Raw genomic sequence first — 19,387 nt, 5'->3', positions numbered from 1 at the left:
TCCTGAAAAACGCTGCGAACAATGAAAGATTCATCGGTTGGTCCCGTCGGACTGTTAAACCCCACTCGCCAGCGTCGGTTATTGGAGGGGTTGGAAGACCGGTTTCGCTCGAGTGTGGCCGAACATCAATCGCTGATCGAACGTCATGCCAAGGAAAGCGAAAGCGAAGAAACGACGCTCGGGTCGCAGCGTGCGGTTAAAACCGATGCTTGTCGGCACATGCGTCGCGGCATGCTGTTGGAATGGGACGAGCAGGAAGAGAAGCTGACCAGCCAATACGAAGCATTTGCGATCAAAAACCGCCAAGAACTGAATCGGCTCGGCGCGGTCTATCGCAAAAAAGCCAGCGTTTGGAAGGATGCGATCGAACGCAAAGTCAAAGCGCGTTGCACTGCGATTCACCATCAATACAACGAACGCAAAGACAAACCGGGGATCCACCGCGACAAAGAGATTGAACAGATCGATCAATCGCTTAATCGGATTTACGGCGACGTGGAATGGGCGCGGGCGTTGACGTTGCGGCGTTTGGATCAGCTACCCGAAGTGCCGCCGCCGGAAACACCCGAGGACAATCAACGGTTGCCTGCACCGCAGGATGTTCGCGAAGCGCTCGAGGCCATCGATACATTGACGCGGCGGTGTAAACAAACCGTGACGCAAATGCAGACCGGGGCGGCGTCCAAAATCGTCGACTCCTTCTACCTGCCCGCTGGCGTCGGCGTCTTTATCGTGATCTGGGCGCTGGCCGTGTTGATGATGAAGTTCGATCCGCCCTGGATACCCATGGCTGCCGGAGTCCCGATCGCCGGGGTCATCGGGTTCACCATCTTCCTGTTGTTGATGATGCCGCTGAAACGGATGACGCGTCAATTGCACCCAGTGGTCGAACGGATTGCCGAAGCGGCCGAAGAAGCAGCCGAAGCGGGTCGGAAGATTGCTGCTCGGACTGCCAAAGAAGCCGAGGTGGAACTGCTGAATCAACGCGATGCTCATCTGGAAACCGCGGCCCGGTGGCGGACCGAACAACTCACCCTGCTCGAACAAACCATCAACACCGAACGGGAACAAGCCAAACAAAAATTGCTCGCGGCCCTCAGTAACGCCAACAACGAATACAAGACCGCGTGGAATCGAGTCAGCGAAACGATGTTGGCCAAAGCCGATTCGTTGGCTAACCGTATTTCGACGGATTTGGCCGACACCGAACAAACGTTGACCCAGCAGCGACTTGCCGCGGCCGAGCGACGCGATGCCGAACGAACTCGGTTGGTCGAGCGATTGGAAAATGGGGTCGAGCGAGGACTTCGCCGCATTTCCGAATCCACCAAGCGTGTGCGTTCACGATTCCCCGATTGGCAAGCCGTGGTCGACGGCGATTGCCCAAGCGATGCGACCACCGACTTTATTCCGGTGGGACAATTGAAGGTCGATCGCCGTTTGCGTCATGTGCTCGATGCCTCGGCTAGCCAAAATGGAAGCCCCACCCCGTCGCACCAATCGTCGTCTGTATCGGCAGAACTAGTGGGCAACCCAGTGACAGGCAACCCAGTGTCGGGAAATCCGATGACGGGCAATACGATGACGTTGGCTGATATCAGCGTTCCCGAATCGATGCCGGTCGTGCTGCACCGACGATTGCATTGTGGTTTGTTGATCTCGGCCAAGTCAGCGGACTTTGGTCAAGCCATCGATGTCGCTCATCAAGTACTGTGGCGTGTCTTGACTGGAGCGGCTGCCGGGCGAGCCAAGTTGACGTTGATCGATCCGGTCGGACGCGGTCAAAACTTTACCAGTTTCATGGCGCTGACCGACCACGATCCATCGCTTGTGGGGCATCGCGTTTGGGCGAGCGAGACACAAATCACCGAGCGGCTCGGTGAAATTGCACAGCACGTCGAAGATGTACTGCAATCGAGTTTACGAGATCGATTTCAGCGAATCGAAGATTACAACGAACTTGCCGGTTCGATGGCGGAACCCTATCGAGTGATCGCGGCGATTGGTTTTCCCGAGGGGCTGACGCGAGACGGTTACAAGCATCTGCAAGCACTCTTGGAGAGCGGGCTTCGGTGTGGCATTTTTTGTGTCATCGTTTGTGACAAATCCAAGCCGTGGCCGGCGGAAACGCCGTTGCCGAAGACCGACAAATTGCTGCGAATCGATCTGAACGATGATGGCGAATGGCGAGTGGTTCAGGATGGCTTGGATGATTTGCCCTTTGAACCAGATCCCTCGCCGCCAATGAAGTTGCGGCCGGCACTGGTCGAGCAAGTCGGTAAGGCGGCGCTGGCCGCATCACGAGTCGAGATTCCGTTGGCGGACATCCTAAAAGACAGCCAAGCCGCCGGGGGCTCGACCGCCGACCGCATCAAGATTCCTATCGGCAGCCAAGGAGCCAATCGGCATCTGCCGCTCGATTTGGGCGAAGGTGTCCGCCAACATGTGTTGATCGCCGGGAAAACGGGCTCGGGGAAAAGTACGCTGCTGCATGCGATTATCACGTCCGGAGCGTACCGCTACACGCCGGACGAGTTGCAGTATTACCTGTTGGACTTCAAAAAAGGCGTCGAGTTCAAACCGTACGCCGACGCGAGCTTTCCGCATGCTCGGGTGATCGGAATCGAAAGCGAACGCGAATTCGGTCGCAGCGTGCTGCAGCGTTTGGATGAGGAACTGCAGCAACGAGGCGAAAAGTTTCGTGCGGCTGGCGTGCAGGAGCTGGGGGAATATCGTAAGAAGAGCGGGCAAACGATGCCCCGCATCATGCTTGTCGTCGACGAGTTTCAAGAGCTGTTTGTTCGTGACGACCGCTTGGCAGGCGATTGTGCGATGTTGTTGGATCGTTTGGTCCGGCAAGGTCGTTCGTTCGGGATGCATGTCATCTTAAGCAGCCAATCGCTCGCCGGGGCGTATTCATTGCCGCGGGCAACGCTGGGGCAAATGGCCGTCCGAATCGCGATGCAGTGCAGTGAAGCAGACGCCGCATTAATTCTGGCCGACGACAACACCGCTGCCCGGTTGATCAGCCGTCCTGGGGAAGCGATCTACAACGATGCGGGCGGATTGATCGAAGGCAACCAACCGTTTCAAGTCGCGTGGTTGTCCAATACGGCCCACGGCGAAATGCTGCAGTCGATTGCGACACGAGACCAGGGGTACGTCCAATCGCTGCCTCCAGCGGTCGTGTTCGAAGGCAACCGGCCTTGCCGCTGGACCCCGCTACTGGCAAACCAAGTGGTGTCCTCGCCTGAGGACAAATCGCTGTACGGGCTGCTTGGCGAAGCCGTTGAAATCGGGCCTCCGGTCGCCGTGAAACTGACTCGTGATACGGGCCGTAATTTATTGGTGATGGCGCCGGCGGATTCACGCGGAGCGGTTATCGCCACGTGCGTCGCAAGCTTCTGTAAATCCGATCCGCGTACCGAAGTGATCTATTTCGATGGCGCACGCGTCGATGACGGCGAGTCCGTCGGGCCGTGGCTGGGGGAATCGGGAATCCCGTCGAAAATCATCAAGCTTCGTGACGTCGAAAACGAGATGGTTCGCGTGCATGGGATCGTTAAAGAGCGGATGAAGGAGGAGGGCGATTTTCCTCCCATCGTTTTGGTGCTCGATCCACTTGAACGTTTTCGTGACTTGCGACAAGACGAATCGTTTAACTTTTCGCTCGACGCGGCAGCGAGTTCGCTCAGCGGGGCGACCGCACTGCAGGAGTGTCTGCGAGATGGGCCCGCCGTCAATGTGTTTACCATCGTCATCAGCGGATCAGCCGAAACGCTGTCGCGATGGTTGCCACGGGCTTCGCAGCATGATCTAGAGTTGCGAGTTTTGGGGCGTATGAATGCGTCGGATTCCGCGCTGCTGATCGATACCCCCATGGCTTCGGAATTGTCGGCGGCGACGATGCTGTTGTACGATGACACCGATGGGCGGATTTGCAAGTTTCGCCAGTGTGACCTTCCCAACGCAACCGATGTCAAAGCTTGGTTGACGCCCTCCTAATCCCCGCGTCGCTTGATGCTTCGTTGATTCCGTTGTGGACGCACAAAAACGCTCTCCCTGCAGATCCAGCCCCTTCCCAAATCCAGATGAGTCGCCGCTCCTCAAAGGAGCGGCCGCGTAAATCGCTAATCTCGACCGCGAGTGACATCAATTTGATCAATTCTCCGCGCAGTCAAAACGACTTCATTCGTTGAGCTTTGTTTCGTGAAACACGAAGAAAACGTTGTTTTCTCCATTTGGCATGCTCCGTGCGATGTGAAACTCACATCACTCACCCGCTTTTTCCTGGAGCTCCAAAGATGTCACGTTTGTTCGCCATTGCCGCTGTGTTCTCGGTCCTTTTCGCTAGTGGCCAAGCCGACGCGCAAGTCACCGCGTCACCCCATTACCCGCATTCGCAACCCTATCACGGGCCGGTGCATGGCGGTGATTGGGGCCATGACTATTGGCACGCTCCGCCGCATGTTCCCAATGTTGCCCAATTGGACGAGTACGCGGACCAATTGGCCAAAGTCGCTCGCCATCTGCACGAGGACGCCCACAAGTTGTCTCAGGACTACGAGCATTCGCATTCGATTGAAGGCTACGTCGATCAAGTCGATCGTCTGCAACAACACATGCATACGATTTTGCACGAAGCCGTTGAACAGAATCGTCTTTCGACGGGGCTGCTCTCGCACATCAAGAGTGATGTTCGTCAAGCCAAAGCGTTGTTTTCGCGGTTGTATGGCGAGCTACAACACCAAGGTTTTGATGGAGCCCGCACCAACGACTTCTACGCGATGGCTCACATGCGAGAGGTGATTGTTACGGAAGCCAATCCCTTGATTCGTCAATTAGAGATTGAGTTGTACGGGTACTCGCATTCAAGTGATATTTACCATTCCCATCGCCGCTCACTGCATACACCTTGGTATGGCCACCACGGCGTCTACCCGCATCATTAGTTAACGTCGCCGGTATCCAAGTGCAGCCGCCCCATGCCGTCCGCTGTGGCACTTAACGGGCGGTTTTGTAGCGGAGCGGCGCGTCGCCCAGTGAGGCCAGCTACGCGTGGCGTGTTTATTCCGATTCGGCGGCGATGACCAATCGGCCTCGCATTCCACTTCTTAGTCGTGTTTGAGGGTTACTGACGGTCGCCCACAATCGCACTTGCCCCGTGACCGGATGGACTTCGGGGGAAACGAAGGTCACGTTGCCGCTGAACTCAGCAGCGCGATCCGATTCTGGATCGGCTCGAGGAAGTTCGTCGCAAACAAATTGCACCTGCCGACCGACCAATTCCGATCCATATTTGCGGCCATCGATAAAGCATTCCACGCGAATGGGATCGAGGGAAATGACTCGAATCAGCGGCTTGCCGGATTCGACCGATTCACCGGGTTGAACCGTGATCTCGGCGACTTGACCTCCGACGCTGGCGCGAATCGCATGATCGCGAACGCGTTGTTCGGCAATCTTTACCGCAGCCAACTTCTCGCTGGTGTGAGCAATCGCAACTTGTTGTTTGTGTTCGGCTTGCTCGATCGCGAGGATCGCTTGATCGAGAACCAGTCGCAGTTTCTCGACTTCCGAGTCGCTGATTGCCCCTGGGAATTTCTCATTGGCTTGTTGCGACTGCTCCAATTGACGGACATGAAATTCCTTGGCTCGACGGGCGTAACGAGCGTCGACATCGCTGTCGCTCTCTAGCTTCGCCGCCCGGTGAGCCGCCACGGCGGCTTCCAGTTCAGTGCGGAAACGCTGGTCGTCCAACTGGATCAACAACGCATCCGGTTGAACCTTGTCGCCTTCTTTGACCAACACCTTCTCGACCACTCCAGAAATTGGCGAAGCGATAAAGGTGTTGTGGATCAGCGAGACTTGGGCTTCCGAGACATCGAGTTGCGGTGGCTTGGCCGGTTTCTGGGCGAAGCTTTGCGTTGTGCTGATCAGCGCGATTGCCATGCCGCCAAACAGGGAGGCGGCGGGGATGAAACGGATGATCATGAGCGAACTCGGAGTGTCAAGAATGAATGGATTCGTGCGATGGGTCCGCCCATTGTGAATCGAGTGCGAGCTACAATCAATGCTTAGTCATTGACGCGATTTTTGTTTAAGGAAAACAAACGATGGACGATACCTCCACTCTCGCTCTAGTCATCTCGACCGTCGAATCGGAAGCCGACGCAAAGCGATTGGCAAACGAATTGGTCACCCAGTCGCTTGCCGCTTGTGTGCAGATTGATGGCCCGATTCAGAGTGTTTATCGCTGGAACGGACAAATCGAACAGGCCAGCGAGTATCGTTTGATGATCAAAACCACACTAGCGGTGTGGCCCAAACTAAAAGAACGTCTAGCGAAAATGCACCCGTACGATGAACCCGAAATCATCATGCTGCCGATCGGCGGATCGAGCGACGGCTATCAAACCTGGGTCGTCGACCAAACCACTTGACGCCGAAGTAAGTCTTCCAGTGGTCCTTCGCTGTTCAACGCTAAGGTCGTGAACGGGACGCTAAGGTAGTGGACGAGGCAACGAGTCCCCGCAGAATCGGTGACAAGGCGGGACTCGTTGCCTCGTCCACTACACATTCACGACACATTCACTACAGCAGCACAATCACGCCGGTGACCGCTGCACCGATGGCCGCCACTAGCACGGCCGAGGCGGCGGTGTCCAGCGCGTCGCCGATTTCGGGATGACGCTGTGCGTGAAGCACGCGAACTAGCCGCTCGATGGCTGTATTCATTAGCTCTGCAGCGATGACAATCGTGATGGCCAGAACCAAAACGGCCCATCGCCACAAATCAAAATCCAAATAGGTCGCAAGCGAGAGCACCACGACGGCGGCAAGTACATGCACCTGCAGACTGGATTGATCACGAAGCGAGATTCCGAGCCCGCGAAATGCGACCGCAAACTTTGTAATCCAAGTTCGGACGAATCGCATTACTCGAGTCCCTCGACACCAGGCGGTGGAATCAATTGTCCACCCACGTTGCCCAATCGCGAGGATGGCCAGAAACGCGGCTCGATCGTAAAGCCGAAGCCAACGTTGTCACGTCCGCTGTCGACGTTGATCCCCATGCGAACCAAAAAGGATTCGCCAATCCGAGTGATCCCAAAGGACTGGCCGATATTCCCGGTCTCGCCAAAGTCGTAGGTCATTCCAGACGACGCCAGCCATTTTTCGTTTAGACGATAATCCATCGTGCTGCGGAACACCGTGCTGCTGATCGGCCCTTCGAGCGACAACAAGCCAAGGTAGATGTCGCCCACGCCCGGTCGACTGGTTCGCACCCCCGCACTGACCGAACGAAGTCCCGAATCGAAAAAGTCGAAGTAGCCATCGCTCAGCAAGCTGACGCGATCTCCAATGTGATAGGCCGTGTCAAAGGTCGCAGGACCAATGGTCTCGCCAAAATTGTCGCGATCTGCTTCTGGGAACAACAATACATCGGTGTTGAAATGGAACACGTCGACGATCCGTTCCAACCCAGGCAGACCACGTTTGGTTTGGAAGCGTTGATCGAGCCCGAGTCGGACTTGTTGCAGATCGTCGGCGATCACATCACTGCCGCTGACGACATACTTTTGCGTACCGTGACGCAGCGCGTAGGTGCGTGGGTCAAAGGTCGCCGGCAACATGCCTGCATAATCGCTGGTAATGAAACGGCGGCGAAATTGTTGTTGTGAATGGTCGTCTAGCGGATCATACAGCGGCAATTCGTCGAGCGATGTATCGCTGTCGGCATAGAAGTAGTCAATTTTCCATTCCAATTTATGTGCCAAGCCGCGGATGTTCAGCAAACTGCTTTGGATGGTGGGATCGACCCGCGACATGGGCAAACTTGCTCGCACCCCGCCTTGACCCAGCAAACGCGTCAATGAGTCTCCATCGCTTGCTTCGCCATAATGAGCCGCTTCGCCGGAAATGTAAGGCACCACTTTGATCGGCCCGGTTTGAACCGGCAACGACAATTCTTGCCGTGTACGTGCCACGATCCCAGAACGATCTTGTTCGCCAGGCAGCGTCGACATCGTCGCCGCCTCGGCTGGATTGGTGGCGGTATCCGCAGCATTTAGCCGTGAATAGCTGATCTGGTTGTGGGCGGACCACGTCAACAGATCAGCAAACAACGAGCCCCCAATCAAGTAGTGATCCAGTGCCGGTAACTGTTCGGTTTCTTGAAAGAAATCGTTGACTTGAGCTTGAGCAGACAATTCCAAAAGGTTGCTGCCCCAGTACTTACGCAGTCGCAACGACGTATCTTGGTTCTTTCGTTGATCCCAATCCTGTTCGTAATACTGTTCAAGGAAGTTGCGATCGCTGAGGAAGCCTAGTTCGGCGATCAGCTCGTAGTCGTTTGGCATGATTTGTCGATGCTGCCAAAACACGCGGCCACGATACGTTTCTTCGGGTGGCAGGTTTTTACGGTCGCCTCCGAGCGTGTCGGTTCCATCGTCGTCGATTCCCCAGGCATCGAAATAGCCTTGGGTCGGGCCGGGGACTCCAAACATGCCTGGCAATTGATAATTCAGCGTCGTTCCCAATGCGGGACCGCGATCGCTCAAGTAGTCCGTCGAAAGCTCCCATTTCAAACCTTCCGGCGGATTATCAATGCCGAGGATTTGCAGCAGGTTGAAATCCAGCAGCAGTTGGGTGCCGAAGATGCTGTCGTTGCGCGCACTGGCGCCACTGAGATAAAACGTGGGTTCACGCAGTGAGGTGGCAAACCGTGGCCAATATAAAATCGGGACGCCGCCAAAGTACGTAAAATTGTCACGGCTACTGACAAACGGGTCACGACGTACCGTCGGCAGTCCCGTGATCGGATCAGCAACGGTGGTGTTGCGGTCGGTCAGCTGCAGCTGTTCGCTCTGCAACCAATAGCGTGGCACGCCCATCCGGCTGCTGGTAACCGCTGCGTCAAACGCGACAAAATTGCCTCGCGAAACCTGTTGCATCACATCCGCTTTCAAGCGAACGATCCCTTGGTAGCTAGGGATGGTCGTGATCGCTTCGGCATCGAGCACAATTCCTTGTTCGGTGGCGATGTTGTAGTACATCGATTCGGCATAAATGATCCGCTCGCCCTGGCGAACGACAATGTCGCCTTCGAGATAGAGCTCGCCTTGCGCTTGCGATAGATTCGCCGATCCGTTGAACAGGTTTGTAACCAGCGGAAGCCAAGCGACGATGCGATCAGCCGAAAGCGAAATCGTGCCCAATTGCATCAGTTCTCCGCTTGGCAATTGAGCGGTGACGTCGCGAACCAGCACGGTCACCCCGCCACGTGCGATGATAACGGTTTCCCCTGATTCGGGACGGTTGATCGTTTCGAGTTGCGGCGGCATCGTCGATCCGCGCGCCAACACTTCGACGCTGCGGGTTCCGCCGCCGACAAAAAATTGGAACCCGCCGCTGGTCGCTCCATCGGACATCGTGATCGGAGGCGGCGAATTGGCCAAGCCATCCGACGGCAACAAACTGCCTGGGGCTAGGTCGAAACTGACTTGCGGCGGAGTCTCGGTGGGCGTGACGGACCAATTGCTCGGTCCCGACAACACTTGTTGTTGCGGCTGCTGGGCCGGTTGAAACGCACCACTATCGATACCCGGGTCGGCAAAGACCGGATTGGCAAAATTGGGTTGTTCTAGCGGGATGGATTGATACTGAATTTGCTGGACCGAACCCACCGGTTCGTGATGATTCGATTCATGATGATTGGCATGCGTGGCACCGCTCAAGCCGGATTCACCCAAACCCGATGTCCTACCCGAGGCAAACGCGACCTCGCCGGATCCAAACCCAAGTCGCGGTGGCTTGGATGGTTTTCGGTACTGCAGCAAGCGAGGCGTTTGATCCGGAGCACCGCGGTACAGCGGCGCCTGGACTTCGGGATCCATCAGCGTCACAAATTCCATGATGCGAGGACCCGAACGGGTTCCATTGGGCAAAGGAATGCCATCGAGAACGACTTCGCTGCGAACTCGGCCGACATCACCGCTGACGATCACCAAGATCGATTCCGCTGTGATCCGTTTGTCGCCATGTTGCAAGACACAATCGCCCTCTAACAACGAGGCTTGCGACGTGCCGATGGCCCAGCGATAGATCACGTTTCCGCTGACGCGGACCGGTTCGGCACTAACCTGATCCGTGCTAGTCGTTACCACGCCGACATTGGGGACGCCGGTATTGGCGACACCGATGCCGGGTTCGAACGCCTTGCCTATCGATGGCAACCATGCTGCCATCAAGAACAATGCGATCATGGAAATTCCGTAGCGGCGGGCCGAGTTCGAGAAACGTGAAAGCGCAGCGATCCCCTCAGGGTCGCGTGTGATCCACTTGAACCTGGTTGTACGTAAATCGGTGGTGGCGTCCGTGCCGACCAAAAGCGTCATATCCCGTTGGTAAGAGTCTCGCGGAGTATACGAATGCTTTTCCTCCGATCACAACCGAGAAAATCACGCAAAAAACCGGTAAAACCTCGGTTGTCATAAAATTTTTTGCGTGGAACACGAATGAAACTCGCCCGGATGGTGCCGTTCAGGCGTTTGGTCACTACTTGATCTTTGGGTAGCGGACGCGGCGACGAGTCCCTGTTGTCCTGCGATGGACTCGTTGCCTCGTCCACTCGGGCTCGACTCTATCGAGCGGTGGACGTTTCCGAATCCGCCGCCGCGTCGGCCGCGGTTCGTTGACGCAGCACGTCGCTGAGTCGCTGGCGGATGATCGATCCCCACAACTGGTAGCCTTCGGGGCTCAAGTGCAGTTTGTCAGCGACGAACAATTCCGGGCGTGGGGAATCATCGGCAGTCAAATAATGCTCGGCAGTCGGAATGAAATAGGTGTCCGGCGTTGTTAACGCGATCTCTTTGAGTAACGCGTTGACGGCGCGAATTTTGTCCCACGACGCAAACCGACTTTCACATGGCGTGATTTCGATTAGCAGCACTGCGGCGTCGGGTTGGTGGGACCGCGACACCCCAATGATGTAGCGCACCCAAGCTTCGATCTTGTCGAGCGGATGATCGTTCGAACGGCCGGAAACATCGTTGGCAACAAACATCACCATCGCACGGTACTGATGAGGCTCGATCAAACGTTTGGCAAACACCGCGACGTCACTGAACTTGGCTCCCCCATAGCCTCGCTCGATACAGCGAAACGGTGCCATGTCGGTGGCGATCGTGTCCCAGCGGCGAATACTGCTGCTGCCGATAAATAAGACTGCGTCTTGGTTCGGTTGCAGCGACTCGTTTTCCTTTTCGAGCGAAACGATGTCGCGCTGCCAACGCTTGATGATCGCGGCGTGTTCGGCGGCGGTGATCGGGACTTCGTCCGATGGCGGAGCCAACTCGGTATCGCGAGTTGCATCGGATGCGGCAGAGGCATCCTCAACGATCGCAGCCGCTTTGGGGGTGTCAGCAGTGGCGGCGGCGTCTTGGGCCATCGCGTCGTGAAAGGCCGAAAACACAACGCAAAAAACGACGGGGGTCAGAAAATGTCGCATCAGAAGAGTTCCTATGCAGGCGGGAGGGGTGGGGTCATCGAGGAATTGAGGGACTTGTTATAGTTCATGACAAGCCGGAAAACAGCGTAGTCGACACGTCTCGGTTGCGTAATCAAAAAATCTTCGATACGAGTGAGGTCCCATGAATTTCCAGTGCCGTGCCAATCCTATTCTTGTCCTGCTGATCGCGGTCATGACGCTGCAAAATGGAGTTGCAAACTCCGCCGAATCGTCCGCTGCAGCGAACACCTCACCCGGCGACGCTGCGATCAACCAATTATTGGACCGGGTATGGGATTTCCAATTGACCGAGTTCCCGATGTTGGCGACCGATGTCGGGGACCCGCGAGGTCAAGACCAATTGGCCGACCAAAGTCTACAAGCCATTGAGCGACGTGTTGCGAAAACGCGAGCGTTTCTAGAGGATCTGCAGGCGATTGAACTCGAATCTCTTAGCTCGCTACGGCAGATTGACTATGCCATCTTGCAACAAAGTCTCGAGGCGGACATCGCGGATTACGAATTTCAAACTCATTTGATGCCGATCAACAATCGCGAAGGATTTCACATTTCGTTTCCCGAGTTGCCTCGCGTGATGAATCCGCGAACTCGCGAAGACTTTGCCAACTACGTCAGCCGGCTGAAAGCGTTTTCTGAGTACACCGACCAACACATCACACGGATGAGAAAAGGGATCGAGTCGGGGATGACTCAGCCCGCGATCATTCTACGAGACTCGGTCGATCAAGTGATGGCACATGTGGTGGACGATCCATCAAAATCGTTGTTGATGACCAACATCAACGAGGAAGCCAAGGATCGTTTTGACGCCGAAACATGGTCGCAGATTACGGCCGAAATTGCGGCTGCAATCCAATCAAGCGTCATCCCGTCGTACCAACGGTTGGCGACGTTTCTAAAAGACGAGTATTTGCCGGCGTGCCGTGGAACCATTGGGGCTTCGTCACTGCCCAACGGACGTGCGTTTTACCGCAACCGCACTCATCATTTCACCACGTTGGACATATCGCCCGAAGAGGTACACGAGATCGGCCGCCGCGAGAACAAGCGGATTCGTCAAGAGATGGAAGCGATTCGTGAACAGCTGGATTTTGCCGGCGATCTGCCTAGGTTTATTCAGCATCTTCGCACCGATCCCAAATTCTATCCCAAGACGGCTGAGGAATTATTGCAGCGAGTGGCCTTGGTGCTCAAACGCGCCGATGGCCGATTGCCCGAGCTGTTTGGCCGCTTGCCACGGATTCCGTACGGGATTCGCGAGGTCCCCGATTATGTCGCTCCGCAAACCTCGTCGGCCTACTATTGGCCACCCGCAACCGATGGGTCACGCGGCGGTTACTACTACATCAACACCTACAACCTGTCGTCGCGTCCGCTGTACCAAATCGAATCACTGTCACTGCATGAAGCGGTCCCCGGACACCATTTGCAATTGGCACTGCAAGCCGAACTCGAAGGCCTACATCCGCTGAGTCGCCTAAGCAACTTCACCGCCTTTATCGAAGGCTGGGCGCTGTACAGTGAACGGCTCGGGAAAGAAATCGGCTTCTACAAGGATCCCTACCAGGACTTTGGTCGCTTGAGTATGGAAGCATGGCGAGCGAGTCGATTGGTCGTCGATACCGGCATCCACTTTTTGGGTTGGAGCCGTCAGCAAGCGATCGAGTACATGCGAGACAATACGGCGCTGAGCGAGCACAACATCGTTGCCGAAGTCGATCGATACATCGGATGGCCCGGCCAAGCACTTGGCTACAAAATGGGCGAACTGACGATCTCGCGATTGCGTGCCGAAAGCGAAGCCGAGCTGGGCGACGCGTTTGATCTTCGTTCGTTTCACGACCGCGTTCTGTCAGCCGGTTCGATTCCGCTGCCGCTGTTAGAAAAGCGGATCATCCAGTGGCGGGCTGAGCAAACCGAACAGTAACGCTAGATAAAGTTACGGTTGGGGTGCCGGAGGCACTTCTGGTGATAGCCTTGGACTTTTAGTCCACGGTTGTTGTCTCCTCCAACTTCGGAGCCTGCTGATTTACCAGCAGGCGAATAGGCCGGAGGCCGAAACATGCCTTGCCGTTGGCGTGAGCCAACGGTTTAGGAGCGACCTGGCGCCGTAAGGCCGGAGGCCGACATAATGACCGAGAGTGTGTCGCCAGCGTGGCTATGTTGTCTTACACCCTCAGCCGGCCTCCGGCCAGTATTCGTTGACTCAACAAAAAAATCCCCGCATGAAACTTCGTTCCATGCGGGGATTTTCGATTTGTCTTGCCGATCGAAATAAGACGATCGGTGTTTAGTCACTCTACGGAGTGTATACCTGCTCGGCCTCTTCGCCGAACAACAACATCAATCCGCCGCCGCGACGAGCTTGGCCGTTACCGTAGGTGTAACCCGCTTCGAGTGCTCGGGCGATCCGTTCGGATGCTTCCGACAAATGAGCACGCGAGTAGGAATCCATCTTCTTGCCACAGCTCTTCAACGACGCATCGATCCGCGTTTGAAGATCCTTAAGTTCCATGCGAGCGAGGTTGCTGATCGGCTTGTAGGCCGCAGTCGAACTGTCTTGTTCAAGAACAAGGTCGACAAGCCGCTGCATGTGTTCACGTTGCAAGTTGCGACGTAGCGAGCTGATCATGGTGTGACGATCGCTGCGACCTTCAGGGCACTCTTGATCCAGTTCGCTCCAAACCGCGGTGCTGATCGTGTCTAGCAATTCAGGCAGCGTCAGCGCGTCCTGATCCGATGGCAATCGCATCTCGTTGTCGTAAACGCGGCGAAGGGTCGTCGGGTTCATCAACAAGGTCAACGAACTTGCTTGAGCGGCGAGGATGCGATCATGGATCGGCCATGTCGCTTCGCTGCTCATCGACGAATGTCCTCCGCCATCGAGCCATTTGTCGACACTCATGCGCTCCAACAATTCGGGGGTCAAACCGTAGGCATCGTCGTTAAATGACGTGTCGATCACGAACTTGAGCGCGTCGCGTTGCTGTTCCGCAGGCACCACTTCGACGGGCGGTCGATTACCAGGGTCGCCCTTCTTGTCGCGATAGACAAACGCACCGCCAACCCAATTAGCCATCATGCTGACGCTACGGGTTTGCAAGCCAAGCGTCAATTCGTAGCCACGGCGAGCCTTGGCCCAACTGTCACCTTCTTTGACGAATTTGTCCAGCAAACGCTCGCGGTAAAGTTCGATCAGCTTGGTTTGTTCCTTGCAATATTCAAGCGGATCAGCGGCAAAGTCATAACGTCGCGCCAGTGGATCCGGTCCGCTGGTGTCCTCGTCCGTCGCGAATTGCAACTCGGGCTCACTACAACGTTTCAGGATCTCGGGCAATTTCTTTTCATCCGCGGTGTAACCATATTCGATTGCCCAGTAGTCATAAGGGCCGATGTCGATCATCGCGTAATCGCCTTGGGTTTCGCCCGCTTCGTAGCGGTAATTGATTGGCGAGTAATCCATCACCGAAGCGGCGAATACCTTCTTGCCTTTGACATCGTTGCTGTTGATGTCGGCCAATTTCATCATCGCCGATGCTTTGAAGTTGTGACGCAGACCAAGCGTGTGTCCGACTTCGTGAGCCACCAGATCGGCAAGCAGCGGGCCGACAAACCATTCGGGCATGCCATCGACCAAGTCGCCAAGATCCTTCTTCGTTTCCGGTTGGTCGTCTTCGGATTTCGTTTCTTCTTTGGCTTCGGCTACCTTTTCTTCCTCGGTGTCCGAAGCGGATGGAGTCTCCGAGTCTGCGTCGGTTTTCGCTTCGGCTTGCTTCTCTTTAGCCTCGTCCTCTTCCTTCTTGTCCTTCTTCTTTTTCTTGGCAATTTCTTCGTCGGCAAGCAGAGCAAGGCTCCAGTTCATGCGGGCAATTGCCAGATCAAGATTCTTGCCACTGGCGGCCATGCACAATCCGTTCTTTTGGCTGACTTGGCCGAACAGACCGTCGTATTCATCGTCGCCCAACAGCGATGCATCGGCTTGAGCCATGGCGTAACCGGCCATCGGACCACGTGCCTGGCGGGCGTGCTCGATTTGCAAACGTGCACTGTCTTCGGGACGAGCAAAGCGAATGCGTGGATCCCAGTTCGGATGTTTCGCTAGCCACGCAAGCGTTTCGGGGCTGGTTCCTTCCATCGCCAATTTCGGCATCAGATCGTGATAGTTGAAATTGAAGTGACGAATCCAACCGTCGGTCAAGATAATGTCGGCGTCCAAAATTTGGCCGGTTTCGGGATGCACGCGGCTAGGGCCGATCGCAGTGCCGACGTCGTTGTTCAACCAACGAATGAAGTTGTATCGTACGTCCTCGGGCGCTTTTTCCATGTGCGCGCCGCTTTCGGCGTCTTGATATTCGATCACAATCGCGTCGACCAAACCAACTTTCTCAAACGCCTTGTTCCAATAGTCGACACCGGTCTTGATCCAACGACGGTAACGTACCGGTGTGGTGTGCTCGACGTAAAACCGAATCGGTTCTTTAGGAGGGCTGAGTTTCAGTTTGGGATCGCGTTTTTCCAGATTCCATCGGTTGATGTAACGGACACGTGTGTCGTCGTCTTCGTATTTGCTGAGGTCCGAGAATGCGGTGGTGAAGTACCCAATTCGCTCGTCCGCTTTGCGAGATTTAAACCCTTCCTTGGCGTCGGGAACTTCGCTAAAGGAATAATGAATCGTTTGCAGCTTTCCACCATTGCCGACGATTTCGAAAGCGACTTCGACGTTTTCAGGGAACACCTTGGCGGTGTCAATCTTCTGCAAACGCGAATTAGTGATGCGTACCGATGATCCAAAGAAACGCGTCGCGTTGTTGACCAACAATGAATCCATGTCGATCACGGGACCGCCATTGGGACCGGTCGCTAGGATCGATACATCCAACAGCACTTCGTCGGTGAACAATCGCTTGACCGATGCTTTGGACTCGGCGTCGCCGGTCGCACGAATGTCGAGGTTGGGCGAAATCAACGCCAATCGGTCGCCATAGCGACGCCACTGAACGACCCAGTCGCCCGATTGCAACCCGGCGTAGCGGTCACCGCTGCCGACCGTCAACGCAATAAAGTAACTCTTGCCCGCAAACGCTTTGGGCAGCTCGCACAACAGTTGAGCGTCCTTTTCGCGTTGCCACAGATTGAACAGTCCTTTGGGGTTCTGCTGGTCCGACACCGGCACTGCGGTGTAGCCTTCGCTGACTTTGTCAAACGGGGCTAGGTCAGCATAACTGCTGGGGACAACCGTCACTGCAAAAACGGCGGCTGCAAGATACTGAATTGGTTTCATTCCGATCACTTCGGCTCTCTTTGATTATTGCCAGAAAACAGGAACACTGAAAAAGGAGGGCGAGTGGTTCGTGGAGCCCCAAGTCACTCGATTTTCATCGCAGGTAGGCTGCGTCCGTGCGTAAGGTGAATACGTTCTATCTAGGATAGTTTGCGTAACAGCCTCGTTCGTTCATTATGGGCCAGTCATACCAGATGGTTCATCCAACCGCCCCGCTTTATCCACTTTACCCGATAAATCGATATAGGCTATATGCGAAAAAGCTAGAAATTGCAGCGAGAAACCGTAGAAATGCCCGTGGCGGGGGGACGTGCTATCGCCACTCTCAGGTGCGCCGCACGGCAATGAGGTTGGGGGGCACGTGGACTCGAGACTGCTCTACTGGTCGATCGACCGCGTCGTTTTCGAGTTTTGGGGAATCAACACGCCGTAGATCTCGATCGTCTTTCCGTCGTCGTCAAAAATGGGTTGGCCGCGAACGATCAAGTGACGATAGTGGCCGCTAGAATCCCGGATCCGGATTTGAATCTCGTAGGCGGCGCGATTGACCAGCGCCGTGCCAATCGCCTCTTTCATCTTGCGACGATCCTGCGGATGCAGCATCTCGATAGACTCTGTGCGGCTGGGCACACCCTCGGCAGGATCGCGTCCCGCCAAGCGAAACACTTCGTCGCTCCACGTGACCTGTTTGGTTACGGCATCGTAGGACCACGTCGCCAAGCCGGCGAGTGCCTGCAAATCCTTGAGTCGACGCCGGCTGCGTCGCAGATCATTCTCGGTCTGTTTTCGAATCGAGATGTCACGAATGGACGAAATCAGCATCGTTTCGCCGGCTAGTTTCGTCACACGACCGCTGATCAACACGTCGATCGGATGACCATCTCGATGCCGAAATTGGCCTTCGAAGTTATCAATGCGTTGATTGCGTTGCAGTTCTGCGATCAGTTCGTCGCGTCGTTCGGGGCAAACCCAAAGATTGAGTTCGGTCATCAATTTGCCGACGATTTCATCCTCGTCATACCCCATCAACTCACGGAACGTCCGGTTCGCTTCGACAACACGCGAGGATGACATCCGAATCAGCAGTCCTGCATCGGGCGAGTGCGTGAACAGCGTCGAATAACGGCCTTCACGCTCGACATTGGCATTGCGTTGGTCTCGCAGACGGCGGGTTCGTGCGGCGGCTTCGCTATCGCCATGGCCGGCGGATTCATATAGTGAAATCGCGAGGTCCAAATCGCCTTGATCCGTGGCGGCGCGAGCAAATTCAAGATTCAGCTCTCTCCCCAAGTCGCGTGCACGTCGGTTTTCGGGCCACACCTCCAATGCTTCCATGATCAACGCATCGGCTAAGCGAAACCCCTCGTAGTGGTTCGATGCGTTGGCGGATTTCAAATGCCCTTGCGCCCGTTTGACCAATCGCGCGCTCTCTTCGTGTTCGCGTTGTTGATCGAGTGCCTCTAAGAATTGATCGACCGTCCGGTAGCGATCGTTGGGATTGGTGGCCATTGCGATTTTCGCGATGTCCATCAATTCGCCTTGCACATTGGTCGGACGAATCTTGTTTGTTGCTGCTGCCTGGATGCACTCCAACAACGTTTCGCCGTGATGCGGCGGATAGCCCGTCAAAATTTGAAAAAGGGTCGCGCCCAACAAGTAAACGTCGGTTGCAAATGAAACGTGTCGATGGTCCCCGGTCGCCAATTCAGGAGCCATGTACGCCGGAGTGCCGCCGATCGTGTGATCGATATTCTCGGCCGACTCTTTGGGATCATGGCTGATCGCAAGCCCCCAATCGGCCAACAAGACTTCGCCGAAGCGACCGAGCATCACGTTTTCGGGTTTGATGTCGCGATGAATCAACCCACGTGAATGCGCGTAGCGAATCGCGTCGCCGACTCGCATCAAGGTTTGCACGTTGTCCGACAGCGACATCTCTTTGATCTGCTGGTCCCAACTTGTCCCGTCGATCCGTTTCATCGAATAGAACAATCCGCCGTCTTGGTCGATGCAGACTTCGTGCAGTGCGATGACGTTGGGGTGGTCCAGTCCCCCGATGACCCTCGCTTCGGTCAAAAAGCGATTACGCGACGTGGCGTCTTGTGAAAGGTTTTTACGCAAGACTTTGATCGCGACTTCGCGGTCAACCGCGCGTTGATGCGCCTGGTAGACAATGCCCGTACCGCCGGCGCCGAGTTCACCGACCAAGCGATAGTCGGCGTCACAAACCTTGCCGCCGCCGATCATTGCGACGCCACGCAGAGGAACGAATCCTGAATCCATGCGATCCACCGGCGCAGCGGCTGCCGCCGGTAACGCAATCGTGTCCATGTCGGCGCTCGGCGGAGTGTCGCGTGCTGCATGGAATCCTTCGGAATCCCATTCTTTCCACGCGGGATGGGCCAACTGAGTGGCGTTTTCTTCGTTCGACAAGACCACGGTCTTCTCGTCGGCTGGCATCGCGGCCAAACGAGATTTTAGACGTGCATTGGTCAACACAGCTGTAATCAAGTTATGGTCACTCGAAATGACGTTGGCAGCAGCGGTGGCAGATTTCAGTGCCATAGATCTCG

General features: G+C 55.7%; 10 protein-coding genes. 4 read left to right on the top strand and 6 right to left on the bottom strand.

The window, feature by feature from the left end; genetic code table 11:
• Positions 1 to 21 precede the first annotated feature (21 nt).
• Together ABEA92_RS22480 and ABEA92_RS22475 are read left to right on the top strand one after the other, a co-directional pair.
• Positions 22 to 4,005: an FtsK/SpoIIIE domain-containing protein gene (locus tag ABEA92_RS22480; protein ID WP_345686408.1), complete on the top strand. Its 3,984-nt coding sequence runs from the start codon at positions 22 to 24 to the stop codon at positions 4,003 to 4,005.
• A gap of 299 nt (positions 4,006 to 4,304) precedes the next feature.
• Positions 4,305 to 4,952 (top strand): hypothetical protein, encoded by a 648-nt coding sequence (locus tag ABEA92_RS22475; RefSeq protein ID WP_345686406.1) that lies wholly within the window; start codon positions 4,305 to 4,307, stop codon positions 4,950 to 4,952.
• Between the two features lie 115 nt (positions 4,953 to 5,067).
• Here ABEA92_RS22475 and ABEA92_RS22470 read toward each other — a convergent pair whose 3' ends face one another.
• Positions 5,068 to 5,994 (bottom strand): efflux RND transporter periplasmic adaptor subunit, encoded by a 927-nt coding sequence (locus ABEA92_RS22470; protein ID WP_345686404.1) that lies wholly within the window; start codon positions 5,992 to 5,994, stop codon positions 5,068 to 5,070.
• A gap of 122 nt (positions 5,995 to 6,116) precedes the next feature.
• On the opposite strand from ABEA92_RS22470, the gene cutA reads away from it, so the two are divergent.
• Positions 6,117 to 6,443, top strand: coding sequence for a divalent-cation tolerance protein CutA (cutA, locus tag ABEA92_RS22465; protein WP_345686402.1), 327 nt, complete (start codon positions 6,117 to 6,119; stop codon positions 6,441 to 6,443).
• 151 nt (positions 6,444 to 6,594) lie between these two features.
• Here cutA and ABEA92_RS22460 read toward each other — a convergent pair whose 3' ends face one another.
• From ABEA92_RS22460 to ABEA92_RS22450, 3 genes are all read right to left on the bottom strand, one after another.
• On the bottom strand, positions 6,595 to 6,939 hold the full coding sequence (locus ABEA92_RS22460) for a diacylglycerol kinase (RefSeq protein ID WP_345686400.1): 345 nt from the start codon (positions 6,937 to 6,939) through the stop codon (positions 6,595 to 6,597).
• On the bottom strand, positions 6,939 to 10,268 hold the full coding sequence (locus ABEA92_RS22455; protein WP_345686398.1) for an LPS-assembly protein LptD: 3,330 nt from the start codon (positions 10,266 to 10,268) through the stop codon (positions 6,939 to 6,941). Before ABEA92_RS22455 ends, ABEA92_RS22460 begins: the two co-directional genes overlap by 1 nt.
• Positions 10,269 to 10,645: 377 nt before the next feature.
• On the bottom strand, positions 10,646 to 11,512 hold the full coding sequence (locus tag ABEA92_RS22450) for a GDSL-type esterase/lipase family protein (protein ID WP_345686396.1): 867 nt from the start codon (positions 11,510 to 11,512) through the stop codon (positions 10,646 to 10,648).
• Positions 11,513 to 11,654: 142 nt separating this feature from the next.
• On the opposite strand from ABEA92_RS22450, the gene ABEA92_RS22445 reads away from it, so the two are divergent.
• The gene (locus ABEA92_RS22445) at positions 11,655 to 13,460 is read left to right on the top strand and encodes a DUF885 domain-containing protein (protein WP_345686394.1); all 1,806 of its coding nucleotides are present in this window, start codon (positions 11,655 to 11,657) and stop codon (positions 13,458 to 13,460) included.
• Positions 13,461 to 13,832: 372 nt separating this feature from the next.
• On the opposite strand, the gene ABEA92_RS22440 is transcribed toward ABEA92_RS22445, so the two are convergent.
• Together ABEA92_RS22440 and ABEA92_RS22435 are read right to left on the bottom strand one after the other, a co-directional pair.
• Positions 13,833 to 16,814 (bottom strand): zinc-dependent metalloprotease, encoded by a 2,982-nt coding sequence (locus ABEA92_RS22440; RefSeq protein WP_345686392.1) that lies wholly within the window; start codon positions 16,812 to 16,814, stop codon positions 13,833 to 13,835.
• Positions 16,815 to 17,192: 378 nt separating this feature from the next.
• On the bottom strand, positions 17,193 to 19,379 hold the full coding sequence (locus tag ABEA92_RS22435; protein ID WP_345686390.1) for a protein kinase domain-containing protein: 2,187 nt from the start codon (positions 19,377 to 19,379) through the stop codon (positions 17,193 to 17,195).
• Between the last annotated feature and the right edge of the window lie 8 nt (positions 19,380 to 19,387).

It is taken from the genome of Novipirellula caenicola (genome assembly GCF_039545035.1).
In the GTDB taxonomy this organism is placed as follows: domain Bacteria; phylum Planctomycetota; class Planctomycetia; order Pirellulales; family Pirellulaceae; genus Novipirellula; species Novipirellula caenicola.
Note: the sequence above shows the minus strand (reverse complement) of the source record. Positions and strands in the feature narration are given on the sequence as shown.